The organism is Gulosibacter sp. GYB002, assembly GCF_036577665.1.
Taxonomy (GTDB): Bacteria; Actinomycetota; Actinomycetes; order Actinomycetales; family Microbacteriaceae; genus Gulosibacter; species Gulosibacter hominis.
The window spans coordinates 311,316-331,004 of the sequence record NZ_JARBDD010000014.1; the positions used below are offsets into that span (position 1 = coordinate 311,316).

The following is a 19,689-nucleotide window of genomic DNA, read 5'->3' on the forward strand; positions in this document are numbered from 1 at the left end:
AGCCGCTTTCCGATATCGCCGAGGTTGTTCATGAAGCCGCATTCCCGCACCTCTCGCCGTTTCGCCGATGCTGTTGGCGGTCACGAAATTGCTGATAGCGACACCGAGTTTCGACGCGATCTGGAGCGCATCCGGTTTTCGCCGTATTACGCGCGACTGTCGGCGGTGACGCAGGTGATTGGCCAGACGGGCGCTGGCCCGCTAGTGCACAATCGCCTGACGCATTCGTTGAAGGTCACTGCGGTGGCCCGCACGATCGCAACCCAGCTGGTTGCCGATCTCGCGCCGCTGGCTTCGACGAATCCCAAGTTTTGTTGTGATCCTGTGGTGGCGCAGGCGGCGGCTGCCGCGCACGATCTTGGCCATCCCCCGTTTGGACATTTGGGTGAGCAGGTGCTCGACCGGGTCGCTCGCGAGACGCTCGGGCTGCCGGATGGGTTTGAGGGCAACGCTCAGACCTATCGCATCATCACTGCCCTGGATGTGTGGCACGACACCGATCACGGCCTGAATCTGACGGCCGCTTCTCGCTCGGCAACCGCAAAATATCCGTGGACCCCGGCGGTCACGGTAGACGACCCCGAAGCGGTGCTACCGCCGGGGCTGCGCCGTGTTGATGGCGAGCTGGTGGTGCGAAAGTACTCGGCCTATTTTGTGGATGCGGCCGATCTTACGGATGCGCGTGCCGGTTCGGCGGGGCTGTTGCCGTTGCAGCAGTCGCTCGAGGCGACGGTGATGGATATTGCTGATGACATCGCGTATTCGGTGCACGATGTTGATGATTTCTATCGGGCCGGGCTATTGAGCCAGAGTGCGGTGGCGCGCGAACTTGGCACCTGGCTTGAGGATGCGTGGACGCTGCGGCATTTGAGTGGCGAGCAGCTTGGCGGCCAGCGGCAGCGGCCGGGGGCGGCGCTGGAGTTGTTGCGCCGGAAGCTGCATGCCGATGATCCGTGGATTGCTAATGATGGTGCGTTCACCGACGCGGTGCGCCTGGTTGCGGATGATCTGGTGGATGGGCTTTTGGCGGAGGATTTTGATGGTTCGCTCACCACCGAGCGGGCGCTGTCGTCGTTCACGAGCCGCTGGATTGGACAGCTGCAAAATTCGGTGGTGTTGGCTCCCGAGAACAATCCGCGCACGGGGCTTGTGACACTGGATGTGTCGGGCTGGCATGCGGTGAATGTGCTCAAATTTGTGCACCGGCACTTTATTTTGAACCGCCCCGATATTGCGATGTATCAGCGTGGGCTGAGCCGGGTGTTGCTGCGGATTGTGAACGGGTTAACTTCGTGGCTTGATGACCGCCATGACCGTGAGCGGGTGCCGCCGCGGCTGCGTGAACTGGTGGCGTTGGCGACGCGACAGCAGCTGGAGTTGATGGAGGATTGCCCCGAGGGGGTGCCGGTGCCTGATTCGGTGGCGACGGCGCACCGGCTTGGTGTGGGGCGTGGGGTGCTCGACTATGTGTCGTCGCTTTCGGACGATCAGGCGTTTGCGCTGTCGGAGGCAATTGATGGTCGTCCCGACCGGCTGTGGGAGATCGGCCGGAGTTTGTAAGTGCAGCTGGCGCGTGCATCCGCTGGCGTTTGTAGCCCCTGGTTCTGTTAGCTGGTTCTTGTTAGCTGGTGCCGAATAGTCGTGCCGAGTCGTCTTCGTATTTGCCTTCGAGTCGGCGTTCGAGCATCCCCCGCCAGCGTTCGGGGAGTTCGGGTGATGCGAGCAGCCGGTGGATGCCGGCGATATCGTCACGGTCGACGTTCATGATGCGGTTGGTTTCGGCCACCGATACCGAGTTGTCGAGCCGTTGGATGAGCCGCAGGGTGTCTCCCTGGGCGACGGTGCCGGGTTCGAGCACGCGAAAGTAAAAGCCGGTGCGGTTGGTTGTTTGCATGAGCCGCGGCAGTTCTTTCATGCTCCAGCGCGCGGATACGGTGGCGCAGGGACGGCGTGGCTGCGTGACCTGTACGCGCAGATCGTCGAGCTGGTAGATGTCGCCGAGGTGTACGTGCCTGTCGGTGAGCCCTTCGAGGGTGAGGTTTTCGAAGAGGGCGCCCTCGGGTAGTTCGATGCCGTCGGCTCGCCACTGGTCGAGGAATTCGTAGGGGTAGCAGCAGATGGCTTTGTTTGGGCCGCCGTGTACTTTGAGGTTGCCCTGTTCGTCGCCGTCGAGCCCTTGGACGCTGACGGGGATGCGCCCGTCGCGGGGTGTTTTAGCGGCGCCGGTGTTGATGGTGCGGCCGCTCCACTGCTGGGTGGTGACTTTGCCGGTGCGCACTCGGCGAACTGTGCCGATGAGCGTGTGCGTTTGGGTCATGCTGCGAGTTTGTCACGGCTCGCTGGCTGCGGTCTGAGTTGGTGGTTACGCTCCCCCGTTAGCATGTGCGCATGCGATTTCAACGACGTGCTGCTCTTGTTGGGTCTTTGTTGCTGGCGTTGCCGCTGGCGGCCTGTGCGTCGGAGGAGTCGGGTGGTGACCCGGCGCCTGATTTGAACAGTGTGTCGCAGATTCCCGAGTCGTGGTTGCAGCAGACTGCGGATGGCTGGGAGTCGTCGGATGGGTATGGGCAGCAGTATCCGGTGTTGAGCGAGGGTGATTGCTTGTTGGCCGATCAGATGCCGCGCATCCTTGATAAGCGACCGCGGTTCACGGATGTAGGTTGGGGTAGTTTTGCGAGCGATGATGATGGCTATCGCTATATTTGTGATTTTTGGCGCCGGGATTTGTATGCCGGTGAGCTGCAGCTGATCCAGGCGTCGAGTGCGGCTGATGCTCAGGCGGCGTATGACGATTTTAAAAACACGACGAGCATCCCTGAGCAAGACAACACTGTTGAGACGGTGACGTCGGGAAATCTTGAGGTGCTGGTGTTGACGCGCTGGTATCCGACGAATCCGCAGGGCTATTACAGTGCGATGTATTTCGATGAGGATGCGCAGGCGCTGTTCACGATTGAAATTAATTCGCTGAGCAAAGAAAACTTTGATGCGATTTCACCGCAGGATGTTGCGGATCTGCTGGTGGGGTTAATGGCGTCGGCACAGTAGCGAGCTGTGGCCCGCCGTTGGCGCTGTTGGTGTTTCTTTTTGGCGTGGTTGTCGCGGGTGGCGAATCGTGACGTTGGTGGCAGGGTTTTGGTGATATCGGTGCCGGTTGTGCGCAGCTTGCGGTCTCGGAAGGCAGTTTCGGCGTAGGTGTGGGCGGCTTCGCTGCACAGGTTTTCGTCAGCGTTGATTGATGTGAGTTCGATTTTGAATACGACGTCGTCGTTGACGGGGGTTCGTTCGGCGCTGTGTTGACTGCGGTAGTCGGTGCAGAGGTCGAGGTAGCTGCTGCGGTAGCCTGAATGAGCCCATGGGAGCGGAGGTTTTCGTCGCCGAAAGGGTGTTGAGGGTGGTGGCGTCGCGGATTGCGCCTTCGAGGAACTCGCGTGCGACGGTGATTGATGCGGTTGCGAAGAGTGCGTTGAGGTCGCGTACTCGCTTTTGTCGGTGATGGCCCCGACGATGGTGTAGGTGTGGAGTTTCTCGCGAACCCCTATCCGCGAAGCCCTCATCATGCTCGCCTACACCGTCGAGCCAGGGCCAGAACCAATCGGCTAACAATGACAAGGGCTGGGCATGGACTTCAAAGTCCATGCCCAGCCCTTAGCCATTCCTAGTCGCGGAGGCTAACGCCGGCAGTTCATTTTAGCCCTGCGGGTTCTCACCCAGCGGCTTCACTGCTTGCGTGGTCGCCTCAACAAGAACAACCCACCGCCAAGCAACGTGACTGCAATCGCGAGGAAGCCTGCAACCTCCACACCAGTTCGGGCCAATCCCTCCTCAGGAGCCTTCGGTTTCTCCGGCGTCGGCCCTGGCGTCGGCTCCGGCGTCGGCCCTGGCGTCGGCTCCGGCGTCGGCCCTGGCGTCGGCTCAGGAGTCGGATCCGGTGTCGGATCCGGTGTCGGATCCGGTGTCGGCTCAGGTGTCGGATCCGGTGTCGGCTCAGGTGTCGGATCCGGTGTCGGCTCCGGCGTCGGCTCCGGTGTCGGCTCCGGCGTCGGCTCCGGCGTCGGCTCCGGCGTCGGCTCAGGAGTCGGATCCGGCGTCGGCTCAGGAGTCGGATCCGGCGTCGGCTCCGGTGTCGGATCCGGTGTCGGCTCCGGTGTCGGCTCCGGTGTCGGCTCAGGTTCACGTGTATTCGTGACCGTCACCTCGAAGACGCTACCGGCGTCTACCACCTTGACCTGCGAGGTGTAGTCTTCGACCGAGTCTTCCTTCACCGTATAGCTGACCGGCTCGTCATCGATCACGGCTGGTAGCGATTCAAACGTGTGCTTCCAGTCGTTGGCGCCAGAAAGCTCAACCTTTTCGCCCACCGGAGTGATTTCGTCACCTTGCTGGCGCATTAGCTGCACCTGCACCGATTCCGGAGTCTCCGTAAGGGCTTCGCCGTTCTCGTCCTTCCACACCTTCTCAACACGAACCTCGACTGGTGTGCGCACCGTGAACTGTGCAGAAGTACGCATCCGCAGCTTGGTGTTCTCAGCTCGGCCCACGGCCTTGTTGACAACAACATCGCCTAGCTGCGCTTGATGCAACTCAGTCTTCACCGTGATGGTCTGCGTATCCCCATACGCCAGCGGAGCTTCGGTGATAACACGGAGCGCTGTCGCGTCCTCCTTCACGCCCTCTTCCCAGATAGCGGACGGAGTACCTGTGCCACCGTTAACCTTGGCATTCGGGTCTTCATCGATCTCAGCTGGATCCACAGTGGTGCTGTAGATCTTAGCGCCTTCGGCGCCTTTAACTCCGGTCACTTTGAGCGTGCCGTCAAACTTCGAACCCTGCGAATCACCGTTCGATGGGAGCACATCGATCACATCAGTGAGGTTCGAACGCGTGGGGTCATTCGAGGTGAGCTTCAGCGTCCACTCGTTTGCTGCAACCCCGTTTCGGGTTGTTTCAACAACAGATGTTTTCACATCCTTCTTCAACGACGTGTAGCCCGCGCGCGGAACCGTCACCTTAGCTTTCGCCTTACGGGTGTGGCCCTGGCTCGATGCCGCGACCTCGTTGATGTATACAGCGCCAGGCTTCGCATCCTTAGGGAGCGTCGCCTTGTAGTTGATGACATAAGCATTGCCGTCCTCAAAGACGCGGATATTAGGTTCAACGCCATCCTTCGTCCACGTCAGGACTTGCTGGCCATTAGAGTTGGTCTTCACATCAGGTTCAACGTCCGCGGTACCCGGAACATACTCCATACCTGCCGGCAAGGTGTCTTCAATAACCACCTGGTCGTTAGGCATGTTCGCGATCTCAGATTCGAGGCCATAACGAATCGTGTATTCAGCTTCCGCACCCGGACCATACTCTGGCTGGGCGACGTCCTTGGCTACAACAGGTAGCGAGGGAACCACCCGCAAGAGGTCACGTCCTGGGCCAGCGTATGGGTAGCGGACTCCATCAGTAACCACGCCAGGGGATGCGAACCCAGGAGTAATCTCACGTTCATTGGTCACGCGGTCATAAGCAATCTTCGCGTTGATATCCATCTTCCACTCAGTGTGCGTCTCGTTAAGGACGGAAGTCCACGTCCACACGTCCGCACCGATCTCTACGTCATCGTGAATCTTCTGTTCGATCACCAGGTAGAAGTACGACTGCGGGAGCTTCGACAAGTGGCCCTTAGCGCGAGGCACACGCAGCTTGACAGCCTTCACCGTCGAGAGGTCGGCAGGCTTGGTGTAGCTCCAGCCGTCCTTTTCGTCCTTCCCTTCATCAAACGGGGTTTCCGTGGTACCGCATTCGAAGAGGTTGGGGTCCTTGACCTCACCCGTGTAATAGAGGATGTCAAGGCCCTCCACGTTCTCGCCGTAGTAGACGTTCGGCTTCGCGTAAGGGTCAGCAACCACACGGGCGTCGACGAAATCGACGCGCTCAGTATCTAGGGTGTTGCAAATCCAGTTGTCAGAGAAGCCCTCAACGCGCGGAGGAGCGATTCCGGACACCGACATCACAGTAGCGCCCACGGGAGCACGCGACGTGTCAGACCATCCGATACCCGGGTATGCCTTCGGGTACTGGGACCCAACAACCCATGCACCCGTCCAGTTGCCGCGGATCATCGGGGCGCGGTTCTGGTTGTTCGACGGGTCGTCATCACTCGTCGACCCATCGACGGCGGTGTACGTCGGCGCCGATGCCTTCAGCGTCACGTTGGTCTTGGCGTTCGAATTTGGCCCGGCAACCATATACGGAACCTTGATGCGAAGCTCTCCAGCAGCGATCACCTCGCGCGGATGCTTCGGCTGAACCTGAGGCAAACGGACACCATTCGAGTCAAGCTCTGGACGCTTCGAAACATAATCCAGATCAGACAAGGTCAAACGGAAAGTGTTCGTCTCAGCATCAACCAGAGTGAACTCACATGTAGGGAACTTCGCGGTCTGCGCTTGAGGCTTACCTGACGCGGAGTACGGGTAGCCGGAATGCACACGATCAATTGGTGCGCACGCTAGATCCTGCGTAGTGATCCTTTCCCCGCGAACACCATTGATCGTGATGTCATAGCTGACGCTTTCCGGGCCCGCCGCGGAACCCGTTGCATGTGCCAACGAGAACGGGAAAGACATGAACTGGTACGTGTCTGGCTGACCAGTCAACGAGCTCGGTGCACCAGCATCGAACTTGGCGTCCATGATGAACGGCGCGATGATCGGGATCTCTGGCAGCTTAGCTTCAAGACCTCGGAAGGTCGCCTTCGCAGAGACCGTTGACCCTGCTGGGCCGTCAACTTTAATGCCCGACAACACCATCTGGGCGGTACCCTCATCGCGCTCACCGATGTCACATGTCAAGGTGCGCTGATCTTCTGAAATCTCTGAAGCTCCCTTGTCTCCACTGAGACATTCAGCGGGGATCTCGCCAAAGTGCGCGTTCTCCACTGTGACAGCCAGGAGGTTGTCAGTGGTCGGTTCATTGCCTGGCGCTGGCGCCGAATCGTTGATATCCAGGTGCCACACCATAGAAAGTACATCGAGGCCCGAGGTGACCACATCGGGTTGGCCCTTCCACACACCTTCTAGCTCGTACGCTTTGGTGCCACCGCTATTATCGACGCTGCCAAAGGCATAAACCGCTTGCGATGCGAAAACCATGATGACCGCGATAAACGCGGGGAGAATTGTGAACAAGGTTCGACATGTTGAACGGTTCCTGTGGATTGACCGTGCCATCAGCCACACCCTTTCTGTTGTCTGCTAAGAATCGCGCTGAAGAAGCCGTCCGTTACCGTAGAAAACTCTCCAGCAACGTGATCTCACCAAACGCAGGACTAATAGTAATTACACTGCAGAGTTATCGCTAGGTCGCTGTGGCTAGATTTAGGGGTTTGTTCGACTGGGCTTCAGTACCGAGCACTATGCGCACACCGCTCCGACCTGTCACGCCGCATGAATGCAACACAACTACCGCCAGCGGCAATCACATTGACACCGATAACCCGCGGTGTGGATCCGGTCGGGCGCCGAGTATTTGCCCGCACTCCCCCGGAAACACTTGTGGGGTGGGACCGCATTGCGATCCCACCCCACAAGCTATACCGATACGTTACCGGTCAGGCGATTAGCTCTCGTCACCTGCGCGGCGACGGCGCGTGAACGCGAGGCCGAGGCCCGCTGCGATCATCGCGGCCGCAATACCGGCCACACCAGCAACCTGTGCACCCGTCTGAGCGAGTCCACCTTCCTGGATGACCTTCTTGCCACCGTCAGCCTCTGCCACCACGAAGTGTGCGGTAGCAGTGTCAGTGCTGCCATCGGGGTAGGTGAAGTTCACCTTGATGTCAGCGGTCTGACCAGGCTTCGCGTCCTTGCCGGGAACCACAATCAGCTTGCAGTTCTCGCCAATGGTGACGTTCCAACCAGCCGGCACAGTGCTCGTGTCGAGCTCGCACTTGGTGCCCTCAGGCAGGTCGCCAGGTGTCAGCGGGATCTCGGTCTTCTCACCAGGCTTACCCGTGCTGTCGGGGTATTCAGGCTGGTACTTGTCCGAGTCCTTGCCCTTGTCGCCAGGGGTCGGCTGTTCGACCTCAACGACTACACGGTCGATCTCGTTGTCGTCCTTGTCCTTGACGATGACAACGATCTTGTCACCAGGCTTGGCGTCTTCATCGATGTCGACAATCAGGTTGCCGTTCTCATCGATTTCAGCCGTACCTGGGCCCTCCGTCTCAACGGTGGAGCCTTCCGGCACATCGCCACCGGTGTTCGGGATCTCAACCTTGTCGCCAGGCTTACCTTTGTCGTCCTTCCAGTCAGGCTTCTCGGTCTCCGGAGCGTCAGGCTGCTCAACGGTGACAGTGACGTCAACGTTGTCCTTCGAACCATCCGGGTAAGTCACCACAACAGGAACAGTGATCTTGTCACCAGGCTTCGCATCCTCAGGGATGGTCACCGTGATCTCACCAGTGTTCTCGTCGATAGTCACACCATCAGGAGTGTTCTCACCAGGAGTGAACTTGGTGCCCTCAGGAGCAGTGGTCGGGTTACCGTCCTTGTCCTTGAACTCAGGCTTCTCAACCTTGACGTCCTCACCCGGCTTACCCGAGCCATCCTCATAACCAGGCTCGAACTCATCGTTCTGCTTGGTGTCAGGAGCGTCAGGCTGCTCAACCGTAACCGTGACGTCAACGTTGTCCTTCGAACCATCCGGGTAAGTCACCACAACAGGAACAGTGATCTTGTCACCAGGCTTCGCATCCTCAGGGATGGTCACCGTGATCTCACCAGTGTTCTCGTCGATAGTCACACCATCAGGAGTGTTCTCACCAGGAGTGAACTTGGTGCCCTCAGGAGCAGTGGTCGGGTTACCGTCCTTGTCCTTGAACTCAGGCTTCTCAATCTTGACGTCCTCACCCGGCTTACCCGAGCCATCCTCGTAACCAGGCTCGAAGTGATCGTTCTGGTTCGGAACCTTCGGGTTGCTGTCTTCGCCGTCCGGGATGTCGTCACCGTCATCATCCGGATCCGTCACATCAGGGTCACCGTCGTTATCGGTGTCCAGCTTGAAGTTCGCGTCCGTCTTGTCTTCGCTACCGTCAGGGTAGGTCACCGTGACCGGAACATCGAACTCCTCAACGGTGTCCTTGTTCAGCTTCGACTTGTCAGGGAACGTAACGGTGATCTCACCGGTGTTCTCGTCGATCGTGACGACGTAGCCCTCAGGAGCAGTGAAGCCATCAGTGATCTTGAACTTCGACCCCTCAGGAGCCTTCGCGTCCTTACCGTCCTTATCGGTGAAGGTCGGCGACGACTTGGTCTCCTCACCAGGAACAACCAGCTTGCCCTCGTACGCAGGCTCGTAGTTCTTGCTGTCGACGGTTTCGAGCTCAACGAAGAGGTTAGGCGTGTTGCCCGTGATCTGAATCTCAGCGCCGTCGCGGAGCTGGCTATCCTTCTTGAGCTTCAGTTCATCCTTGTTGATGTCGTCGAGGCCGGCGACCGAAACCGTGTACTTGCCCTTCGGGATGTCCTTCAGGCCAAAGTTCTGAACAACCGGGTAGTCCTTGGCTCCGCGCCAGGTTTCACCGTTGTCGTTCGACTTGTACTCGGTTCCGTCTTCCGCGGTGAGCGTCACAACAACATCGCGCACCGACTCAGGGAGTTCGTTAGCGGTGGCGTTGTCGCCATCCGACTTGACGATGTTGCCGTCGATCTTGACACCGAAGGTCACGTGCTGCGAGTCAGCCTCAGGTGCACTCGGGTCGTCTGCTACACCGTCGTTGTCACCGTCGGGGTCAGGTGCAACACCGTCACCATCGTCATCCTTCACAACGTTGACTTTGGCTTCAACCTTGTCGATCGTGCCGTCAGGGTAGGTCACAGTCACAGGAACCGTGATCACATCGCCGACCTTGACATCCGCTGGAATCGGGACGATCAATGAACCGTCTTCAGCGACCTCGACGCCGTCCTTGTCGGTCGAGAACTTGGTGCCCTTAGGCGTGTCAACGACCTTGCCCTTGCCATTCTCGTCCTTGAAGGTCGGAGCCTTAACCGGGGCCTTAGTGCCAGGAGCGCCCTGGCCGTCTTCATACGCTGGCTCGAGCTCGTCAGCTTCCTTAGTTACCAGGACAGACCATGCTGCGACATCGTTATTACCCGATACGACAACAACGTTGTAGACGTCACCCTTCTGGGCATCCTCGGGGATGTCGAAGGTGCAGGCCGCGACCTGATCCTTGGCGTTCTTCGACTGATCGAGATCGCAGGTCTTGACGACCTTGCGGTTCTTGTCACGCCATTCGATCTTCGAGGGCAGGCTCGACAGTTCGCCGCTGAACTCCGGGGTCACCTTGGTGCCCGGAGCTGCCGGCTTGTCGGTCGCGTTGTAGTCAGCCTTGATCGACACCGGAGCATACGGCATCAGTGCGTGACGGACGTTGTAGATCGAGTTCACCGGCTTGCCGTAGCGCGGGGTGTTCAGGTCTTCCACCCTCGAGGTGACGGCCTGGTTTTCAGCCGGAACGGCGTCCGCTGGCTTGAAGTTACCACCAGCGTCGAAGCGCTGGAAGATCGGGGTGTGGAAGCCGGTGTAGCCGTTCTGGACGACACCATCCTTGTTCTCAACCCAAACGAACACGTGGTTCGGGTTGAGGAAGTCCTCACGGGTCTGGTTCTTGTCCGTGTAGTCACCGAAACGCAGCGAATAGTTACCGGACGGGTCAGTCTTGCCGTAGACCGTCTTGAGGATGTACTCGGGGTGAGCCTCGAGCATCTTCTTGGTCTCTTCGGACAACTTGTCGGGATCGTTCTTGAACTGCTCGTGCAGCTTCGCGTTCGCCGCAGCACCGTCCTTGGTGAGGGTCGAGGCGTATACGGTGTAGCCATCGGCAGCCGGGTCCTGAGTGACGGAGTCGCGCTTCGGACCAGTTGCGGGGAAGCCCCAGTCAGGGCTGCCACCGGTTTCGAGCCATACCTGGCCAGAAAGGACATTTGATTCACGAAGCTGGACAGATGCATTATTGATAGGACCCTTTGGATCCTCAACGAGCTTGTCGCCCTTGGCAGCCATCCAGCTGGTTTCGTGGTTCGGCGGAACCTCGCGCATGAATGCAGCCATCAGCTGCATGTTGCCGTCAGCTGCAACGAAGGAGCCCATCGGACCATCAACGACACCGTTGAAGGAGCCCGGAGTCCAGCCGTTGGCCTGGCGGAACATCTCAACACGGTTGCCGTGCTTGTTAGTGTACGGCTCAACCCAGATGCGGTGCTTCTGGTCGGTGCGTGCCGCCCAGGTGTGCTCGCGACCGAGCTTGTCGGTCCAGGTAATGCCCTTTTTGCCTGTACCGAACGCGAAGGTACCCTTACCGCCGTTACCGCCAACGACATCCGGGAGGGTGTGCGTCTTCGCGCTGAAGATCGGCGAGTAGGAGCCGTCCTTGTCACGGAACTGTGCGTAGACCGTGACACCGTCCATCTTGACGTTGCCGTTGTCATACGAAGCGCCCGGGTTGCCGTTCGGGGTCGCCAGATACACGTGACCCGAGATGAGACCCTTGCCGACACCGTGTGCGTCGGTAAGGTTGGCAGCCTTGGTGACACGGCCGCTGGCGATCATGTCAGCGTCGATGATCGTGTTCTGATCAGTGGCGTTTGCCGGAGCCTTAGCCAGCTGATCGACAGCGGTCTGGGCCATCTGAGCAGCGGCAGCCTGGTCCACACCACTCGGCAGGAAGCTTGGCGTCAGCGTCGTAGCCAGCGCTAGCGCCAGCGCGGCCGATCCCACGCGCACCGGCCGGCACTGCAGCAGCCCAGGCGATTCTTTTTTAGCCATGAGATAGAGGTCCTCTCGTTGCTTTCTCAAGGAGGGGCGAGAGCGTGCCAGTGAATCCGCAAACAGCACGACCGAACCCGAGAAGCAGAGACGAACCAAACTTCTGGCTGATCATGGCCAGACTCAGAGAATACTCTCAGGACTAATAGTAGGCGTTAGATGCATGAGCCGCAAAGCTATGCCAGCCGCCAATTTTTCCGGTTTTCCCACCACATATTTATGAAATGGCTACAAAGTTCCCACGAAGAAGCAGCTGGCCTGGTATGGCCCGGCTACTAACCTGGTGGCCATCTCCCTGAACGACAGCAGGGCCCTCGCACACGAATGACTGTCCGCGGCAACTCCACCGCACCGATAAATCGCCGCTGCCCCACGATCGACCACCCGGCCACCGAGCCCCAACCTGAGGCCCATATCCCAGTAGAATTGGATGAATCACTCACTCCACTTTTTGCCGTATCGGAGGTCGCCGTGAACACTTCTTCTCCCACCGGGCTGGGCTGGTATCCCGACGAGCAAACCGGCGGCACAAAATTCTGGGACGGGCGCCAGTGGACCGGCGACCTGCGGCCACCACGTAAACGATTCGCGGCAGCCGCACACCACCGCGGCGGCGGCATCACCGCGTGCATCATCGGCGCGCTCTGCTTCTTTTCGTCTCCCAGCCAGCTAACGAACCCCTCACCCGAGACAACCGACCCGGCCGCCAGCTTCGTTGCTGCTCTGGTGCTCTCAGCCGCGCTCGTGGTCTGGGGCGTCTACCTGCTGCGGGGCCAAGGCCCCACCACCAAGGCTGTGCTCGAACGCATCCGCCGCGAACGGCTCGCCAGTGATGCTTACGGCACCCCGCCGGCGCACTCTTATTTCGAGACAGCTCCCGCCTTCAACAGCGCCAGCAACAGCAACGCCACGACGGATCAAACGGCAGCAGCGACGATCACCGCCGCACAAATTCAAGCGATCTCCAACCCCGAAACCGCCAGGGCACTACAAAACCTGCAAGCCCTGCTCTACACGCGCACCATTTCACCCGAAGAGTTCCAGCGGGCAAAAAACAAGCTGCTCGGCGACAACTAACCGCATACGCAGACACCCTCACTCAGTGCACTCAAGGCACTCAAGGCACTCAAGGCACTCATGCCCAGGGTGAACCGACCCTGTCTGCCGTGCCGTGATGAGTTTTTCGGAAGATTTTGGCCCCAGGATTATGCTCAGCGCATCCTGGGGCCAAAATCTTCCCCGCAATTCACGCCGGATCATCCACCGGCCCGCTGCCAGCGCGCACATCAACCAAACGGTTGAGATCGAGTTCAACTCAGTTCGCGATGCCCCGCAGCGAGCCAAGTGATGAAGTTAACAACACGATCACCCGGTGCAGCCGGCCGCATCCGGCCACAGCGCCCGAGCTTTGTCTCGGCACGAACCCGTTTGAAAGGACCCACCGTGAAAAAAATTTTCAACGCCGCATTCATCTATCTGATTGCCGGGCTCGCAGCGGGTGTGTTCTACCGTGAGTTCACCAAAATCAATAACTTCCCCGAAGGCCAGTTCACGCAGCTCGGCCTCGCCCACACCCACCTGCTGACGCTCGGATTCCTCGTACTGCTCGTGGTGCTGGTGGTCGAAAAAGTCTTCACCGTCTCCCGCAGCCCGAAGCTTTTTGGCTGGTTTTTCTGGCTCTACAACGTCGGCGTTGTGATCACCTCGGCAATGCTCATCTGGCACGGCAGCCTCACCGTTTTGGGCCAGCAATCCAACGCCATGATTGCCGGCATCGCCGGGCTCGGCCACATCGCCATCTCGGCAGCCCTCATCATCTTTTTCATCGCGCTCGGCCGCGCAATCAACGCCCAAACCCCCGCGCTCACAACCACCGAATCGACACAATCATGACCAACACCCACACCGCACAAGCCCCTGCCCCAACGAGCAGGGACTGGCTCGGCCTCACCGTCCTCGCGGTGGGGCTCGGCCTCATTGTGCTCGACGGCACCATCGTCGGGGTCGCTCTCCCCGCCATCATCGGCGACCTGCATCTCACCCTCACCGACGCCCAGTGGGTGAACAGCCTCTACGCCGTGCTGCTGGCGGCACTGCTGCTCTCAACCGGCAACCTCGCCGACCGCCTCGGCCGCAAACGCGTCTTCCTTGCTGGCCTGGTGGTATTCGTCGCCGGCAGCGCATTGGCCGCTGCCTCCACCACCGCCGGCACACTCATCGCGGCCCGCGCCATCCAAGCCGTCGGCGCAGCCGGCATCATGCCAGCAACACTGTCGACTGTGAACGCCGTATTCCGCGGCAAATACCGGGCCGCCGCATTCGGAGTGTGGGGCGCGGTCATTTCGGGCGCGGCCGCGGTGGGCCCGCTGGCAGGCGGAGCGCTCACCCAGTGGACCACCTGGCACTGGATCTTCCTCGTGAACCTTCCCATTGGTGCTCTCGTGTTTTTCACCGCCCTGTTCACCGTGCCCGAAACCCGCGGCCACAAAACACGCCCCGGCGTCGACGTCGACGGCGCGCTGCTCAGCGCCATCGGGTTCGGCGCCCTCGTATTCGCAATCATCGAGGGCCCGGAGCTCGGCTGGTGGCAACCAAAAACCGAACTCAACCTGTTCGGCTGGGTGTGGCCGGCGGATGCATCCATCTCGATCGTTCCCGTAGCGTTCGCCGTCGCCGCAATTGCGCTCATCCTGTTTGTGGTGTGGGAACGGCACCGTGAAAAAGTGCAGCGTGAAGCACTGCTTGATCTGGGGCTATTCACCTATTCGACGTTCTCGTGGGGCAACCTCACGGCCGCAATGGTCGCCGTCGGCGAATTCGCGATCGTATTCGTCCTGCCGCTGTACCTGATTAATGCGCTCGGCCTGAACGTCATGACAGCCGGCCTCGTGCTCGCCGCGATGGCATTCGGAGCATTTCTTGCCGGCGCATCCGCCCGCCATCTCGCAACCCGGTTCGGACCACCCGGCGCCGTGCTCATCGGACTCGGGCTCGAAGTTGTCGGCGCGCTCACACTGGCGCTGCTGGTTGGCCCCGCCACCCCCGGCTGGCTTATCGCCCTGCCGCTCGTGGTGTATGGCCTCGGGCTCGGACTCGCATCCGCACAACTCACGGGCACCGTGCTCCAAGACATTCCGGTGGCGGTTTCGGGCCAGGGTTCGGCCACGCAGAGCACCGTCCGCCAAGTGGGATCGGCACTCGGCACTGCCTTCGCGGGCGCCGCGCTGTCGATTTCGCTGGCGTTCACGCTGCCATCAGCACTCAGCGACGCCGGATTCACCGGGCCCGCCGCTGACTCACTCGCCGACGCAACACGTCAATCGGCCGGCACGACACTGCTGCAATTGCGCGCACAGGGCGCCCACAGCAGCCTCGGCGATCACACCGACGCCGCCGTGCAGGCACTCACCAACGGTTTTGCGGATGCAACCCGCTCGGCAATTCTCATCGCCACCATATTTCTCGCCCTCGGATTCATCGGCGCCATAAAACTGCGCCGGGCATCGCGCACCGCTTCGTCACCCAATAACTAGAAAGACACTCAAACTATGACCACAGCCGCAAAAACCAAACCAATCAGCCCACGCATCCTGTTTCGCAGTTTCGCAATTGCCGAAGTGTTCACCTGGGCGGGACTGATCACCGCACTCATTCTGCGCGCACTCGACGTCACAAACATCGTGCCAATTGCCGGCGGCATCCACGGATTCATATTCCTCAGCTACGCCACCTCAACCGTGTTCGTGTGGGTGAACCAAAAATGGCCTGCTCGCCTCGGCATCATCGGGGTACTGCTGGCGATCGTACCGTTTGCCACCGTGCCGTTCGAAATCTTCGTCGACCGCAGAGGGCTGCTCGAAGGCGGCTGGCGTTTGGCACCGGGCGGGGATGCGCCGAGCGGCTTCGTAGAGCACGTGCAGGCATGGGTGCTGCGCAATGTGTGGCTCGCGGTGCTGCTGCTGGTCGCGTTGGTCGCCGCGCTATTTGTGACGCTGCTGTGGCTCGGCCCGCCGGTGCCGCGCAGCTAGCGCCCCAACGTTTAGTTCGAGCCGTGACGCTGCGCTAGCACCACGCCACGCAACTCCGCAAAAAAACAACGAGGCCCCGGTGAGTAAAACCCACCGGGGCGTTTCTGTCGGGATGACAGGATTTGAACCTGCGACCCCTTGACCCCCAGTCAAGTGCGCTACCAAGCTGCGCCACATCCCGTTGGCCGAAATACATCCGACCGTTAACCGAATAACATCGGGCAACTCCGACAGCTTAGCGCATTTTGCGGCTGTGCGCGCCAACTCGACACGCCCGCACAGCGGCGGCCCCGCGAGCGGGCCCCCGCACGACGCGCGCTTCTACCCACGCGCTCCCTCTCACCGCCCAAGACATAAACTCACCGTATGAGCAGCAACGAATCACCCGTAGCCATCGTCACCGGAGCCGGAGCCGCCGACGGCATCGGGTTCGCCGCAGCCCGGCAGCTGGCCGACTCCGGCTTCCGCGTCATGGTCGCCGCGACCACCGACCGCATCCGCGAGCGGGCCGCCGAGCTCGCCCAAATTCATCCCGATGCATCCGCAAGTTTCATCGGCGACCTCACCAGCGAAACCGCCGCCACCGACCTCATCTCGCAAACCGTCAGAGAATTCGGGCGCATCGACGCCCTCGTCAACAACGCCGGCATGACCTCGCAACACGACCCGCTCAGCGACCGCGAAGCCGCCACCGCAATCGACCTCGACCGCACCGGCTGGGAACACTCACTCACCCGCAATCTCACCACCGCGTTCCTTGTCACCCGCGCCGCTCTCCCCCACCTGCTGCGCTCACCCCACCCACGCATCGTCAACGTCGCGTCAGTATCGGGGCCCGTGCTCGCCTTCCGAGGTGACGTGGGCTACCACGCCGCAAAATCAGGGCTCGTCGGCTTCACTCGCGCACTCGCCGCCGACCACGCCGCCGACGGACTCACCGCCAACGCCGTTGCACCCGGCTGGATTCACACCGGCTCGGCCACCGCCGAAGAAATTGAGCTCGGCAACCAGGTGCCAATGCGCCGCTCGGGAACACCCGCCGAAGTCGGCGCCGCAATCTCCTTCCTCGCCTCCCCCGCCGCCTCGTATATCACCGGACAGGTCATCGTCGTCGACGGTGGAAATTCCATCCAAGAAGACCGCGCCACACTTTCGCTCTCATAACCTCTGCGCTAGGCTTGCAAGGTTGATGCGGCCCGGCGAACCATCAAAATCGCCCGCGCCCCTCGCATCAGATCCGCTGCCACCGGACCGGTGGCACTAGCTCAGCTCGCGCCCGGTAATCAGAACCGGAACCGAGCACGGCCAAGCGCCCAGTGTGGCACCGGCCGCGCGGCGAATTTTTGCCGCCAAAACTCAATACCGGGCCCCACAAGGGCCGGATGCGTCCGCGACGAATGTGCTTGACCGTGCCGGTGATCGTCCCCTTCGCATCCCGATGATCACCAGCGCAACAACCGTTGCCGCAATAGCTGTGCCCACGGACACAGCGCAGAAAGGTCGCCTCCGCGATGACGCAACCAACCGAATCCACGAACAACGAAGCAGCGGGCCACGAGGCCGCGAGCCGCGAGTCGATGAGCGCCCGGGCCGAGAGCACCGAGGCTGCGAGCGCCGAATCAGCAAGCCGCGAACACGAAGTCACGTTCCGCGAACTCGGCCTCAGCGAACCCGTTCTCAACGCAATCTCCAGCATCGGCTTCGAACACCCCAGCCCCATCCAGGCCGCCACAATCCCGACCCTGCTGGAAGGGCGCGATGTAGTGGGGCTAGCCCAAACCGGCACCGGCAAGACCGCGGCGTTCGCGCTGCCGATCCTCAGCCGCATCCAGCCCGGCGCGTCGGTACCGCAGGCACTCGTGCTCTCACCCACCCGCGAACTCGCAATCCAGGTGGCCGAAGCCTTCGAAAGTTTTGCCGCCGAAATGCCCGAACTGCGCCTACTGCCCGTTTATGGCGGCCAGTCATACGGTGTGCAATTGTCGGCACTGCGCCGCGGAGTTGACATCGTGGTGGGCACGCCCGGCCGAGTCATCGACCACCTGCGCCGCGGCACTCTCGACCTCACCGAGCTCAAATATCTCGTGCTCGACGAAGCCGACGAAATGCTCAAAATGGGGTTCGCCGAAGATGTCGAAACGATCCTCGCCGACACCCCCGACTCAAAACAGGTGGCGCTGTTCTCGGCAACTATGCCGAAACAGATTCGCCGCATCGCCGAGCAATACCTCACCGATGCCGCCGAAATCACCGTCAAGTCGCAAACCCAAACCTCGTCGAACGTCACCCAGCGCTACCTCATCATCGCCCACCAGCGAAAAGTGGATGCCCTCACGCGCATCCTCGAAGTCGAAGAATTCGACGGGATGATCGTGTTCGTGCGCACCAAGAGCGAAACCGAACAGCTCGCCGAACGGCTGCGTGCCCGCGGGCTGGCCGCCGCCGCCATCAACGGTGACCTCGCCCAGGCCGCCCGCGAACGCATCATCGACGACCTCAAGGGAGGCAAAGTGGATGTGCTAGTGGCAACCGATGTGGCAGCGCGCGGCCTCGACGTTGATCGCCTCAGTCACGTCGTCAACTTCGACATCCCCACCGATCCCGAATCGTATGTGCACCGCATCGGACGCACCGGTCGCGCGGGTCGCAAGGGCACCGCAATCAGTTTTGTCACCCCGCGCGAACGGCGCCTGCTGAACATCATTGAACGCAACACGCGGCAGCCGATGGAACAGCTGCAGCTGCCCACCGCCGCCGATATCAACGAATCGCGGCTCAGCCGCTTCGACGACGCAATTACCGCGGCGCTCGAACAAACCGAGCGGATCGAAGCATTCCGCGACATCATCGACCACTATGTGCGTCACCATGACGTGCCAAACGAGGATGTGGCGGCGGCGCTGGCGGTCGTCGCGCAGGGTGACACTCCCCTGCTGCTCGACCCCGAAAAAGACGACCTCGACAACTTCAACAAACCCCGCCGCGAGCGCGACCGTGCCCCCAAGCGCGAGGGACTCGTGCAGTACCGCATCGAGGTGGGCCGACGCGACCGAGTGCAGCCGGGATGGATCGTGGGCGCGATCGCCAACGAGGGCGGCATCAGCCGCGACGACATCGGTCACATTCGCATCATGCAGTATTTCTCGCTGGTTGAGCTGCCGGAAGATCTTGGCCCCGAGGTGATTGCGCGGCTGCAGGACACCGAGGTGGCGCACCGGCCGCTCGAGCTGAAGCTCGATGACGGGCCGCGCCGGGATGGTGACCGGGGCTCTGGTCGCGGTCGTGGGGACCGTGGTTTTGGTGGTGACCGTGGTTTTGGTGGTGACCGTGGTTTTGGTGGTGACCGTGGTTTTGGTGGTGACCGTGGTTTTGGTGGTGACCGTGGTGGTTTCCGCGATGACCGCCGTGGTGGCCGCGGTTTCGGCGGTGACCGAGGCGATTTCCGTGACGATCGCCGCGGCGGCCGTGGTGGCTTCCGTGATGACAAGGGCGGCCGAGGCGACCGGGGTTTCAGCGGTAACCGTGGCGAGCGTGGGCACCGCGGGGCCTACCGCGATGACAAGAGTCGCGGCGACCACCGTGGCGGTGCTGATGGCCGAGGCGACCGACAGCGCCGCGACTCCGGTGGTGACCGTGGCCGCCGCGATGACAAGGGCGGTTTTCGCGACGACCGGGGCGGCCGAGGCCGTAACGACCGGCGCGGCAGCGGCGGCTGGAACGGCAAACGCCGCGGCCGCGACAACTGGCGCTAGCCGCGGCGCCAGTGCGCTGACTTAGAGGTGGTGGCGCGATGCTCGCATCCCGCCACCACCTCTTTTCTCTCCCTCCCACCCCGCAG

The 19,689-nt window shown here is 61.0% G+C and carries 11 protein-coding genes and 1 tRNA gene; 8 read left to right on the plus strand and 4 right to left on the minus strand.

All coding sequences use genetic code 11. The features are described from left to right. Nucleotides 1-30: 30 nt before the first annotated feature. A complete protein-coding gene (locus PV375_RS09415) occupies nt 31-1,560 on the plus strand; it encodes a deoxyguanosinetriphosphate triphosphohydrolase family protein (RefSeq protein ID WP_332107073.1) in 1,530 nt (509 codons plus the stop codon). A gap of 61 nt (nt 1,561-1,621) precedes the next feature. Here PV375_RS09415 and PV375_RS09420 read toward each other — a convergent pair whose 3' ends face one another. After that, nucleotides 1,622-2,317: an MOSC domain-containing protein gene (locus tag PV375_RS09420; protein ID WP_201520866.1), complete on the minus strand. Its 696-nt coding sequence runs from the start codon at nt 2,315-2,317 to the stop codon at nt 1,622-1,624. A 71-nt stretch (nt 2,318-2,388) separates the two neighbouring features. Here PV375_RS09420 and PV375_RS09425 point away from each other — a divergent pair, with 71 nt between their 5' ends. Continuing rightward, the gene (locus tag PV375_RS09425; RefSeq protein WP_332107074.1) at nt 2,389-3,048 is read left to right on the plus strand and encodes a hypothetical protein; all 660 of its coding nucleotides are present in this window, start codon (nt 2,389-2,391) and stop codon (nt 3,046-3,048) included. A 671-nt stretch (nt 3,049-3,719) separates the two neighbouring features. Here the strand turns inward: PV375_RS09425 and PV375_RS09430 are convergent. Together PV375_RS09430 and PV375_RS09435 are read right to left on the minus strand one after the other, a co-directional pair. Continuing rightward, on the minus strand, nt 3,720-7,181 hold the full coding sequence (locus PV375_RS09430) for a Cna B-type domain-containing protein (RefSeq protein ID WP_332107075.1): 3,462 nt from the start codon (nt 7,179-7,181) through the stop codon (nt 3,720-3,722). Nucleotides 7,182-7,611: 430 nt separating this feature from the next. Beyond that, on the minus strand, nt 7,612-11,823 hold the full coding sequence (locus PV375_RS09435) for a YPDG domain-containing protein (protein WP_332107076.1): 4,212 nt from the start codon (nt 11,821-11,823) through the stop codon (nt 7,612-7,614). Between the two features lie 471 nt (nt 11,824-12,294). On the opposite strand from PV375_RS09435, the gene PV375_RS09440 reads away from it, so the two are divergent. From PV375_RS09440 to PV375_RS09455, 4 genes are all read left to right on the plus strand, one after another. Beyond that, nucleotides 12,295-12,900 (plus strand): DUF2510 domain-containing protein, encoded by a 606-nt coding sequence (locus tag PV375_RS09440; protein WP_332107077.1) that lies wholly within the window; start codon nt 12,295-12,297, stop codon nt 12,898-12,900. A 366-nt stretch (nt 12,901-13,266) separates the two neighbouring features. Beyond that, nucleotides 13,267-13,716 (plus strand): DUF2871 domain-containing protein, encoded by a 450-nt coding sequence (locus tag PV375_RS09445; RefSeq protein ID WP_332107078.1) that lies wholly within the window; start codon nt 13,267-13,269, stop codon nt 13,714-13,716. Next, nucleotides 13,713-15,356: a DHA2 family efflux MFS transporter permease subunit gene (locus PV375_RS09450; protein WP_332107079.1), complete on the plus strand. Its 1,644-nt coding sequence runs from the start codon at nt 13,713-13,715 to the stop codon at nt 15,354-15,356. The genes PV375_RS09445 and PV375_RS09450 overlap by 4 nt, the downstream gene beginning before the upstream one ends. Nucleotides 15,357-15,371: 15 nt before the next feature. Further along, nucleotides 15,372-15,851 carry a DUF3817 domain-containing protein gene (locus PV375_RS09455; protein WP_332107080.1) on the plus strand — a complete coding sequence of 160 codons (480 nt, stop codon included), beginning with the start codon at nt 15,372-15,374 and terminating at the stop codon, nt 15,849-15,851. Nucleotides 15,852-15,958: 107 nt separating this feature from the next. Here the strand turns inward: PV375_RS09455 and PV375_RS09460 are convergent. Next, nucleotides 15,959-16,032: transfer RNA gene (locus PV375_RS09460), tRNA-Pro, on the minus strand. A 185-nt stretch (nt 16,033-16,217) separates the two neighbouring features. Here PV375_RS09460 and PV375_RS09465 point away from each other — a divergent pair. Beyond that, nucleotides 16,218-17,015 (plus strand): SDR family NAD(P)-dependent oxidoreductase, encoded by a 798-nt coding sequence (locus PV375_RS09465; RefSeq protein WP_332107081.1) that lies wholly within the window; start codon nt 16,218-16,220, stop codon nt 17,013-17,015. Between the two features lie 347 nt (nt 17,016-17,362). After that, complete coding sequence (locus tag PV375_RS09470; protein ID WP_332107082.1) at nt 17,363-19,603, plus strand: DEAD/DEAH box helicase; 2,241 nt, start codon at nt 17,363-17,365, stop codon at nt 19,601-19,603. Nucleotides 19,604-19,689: the final 86 nt, after the last annotated feature.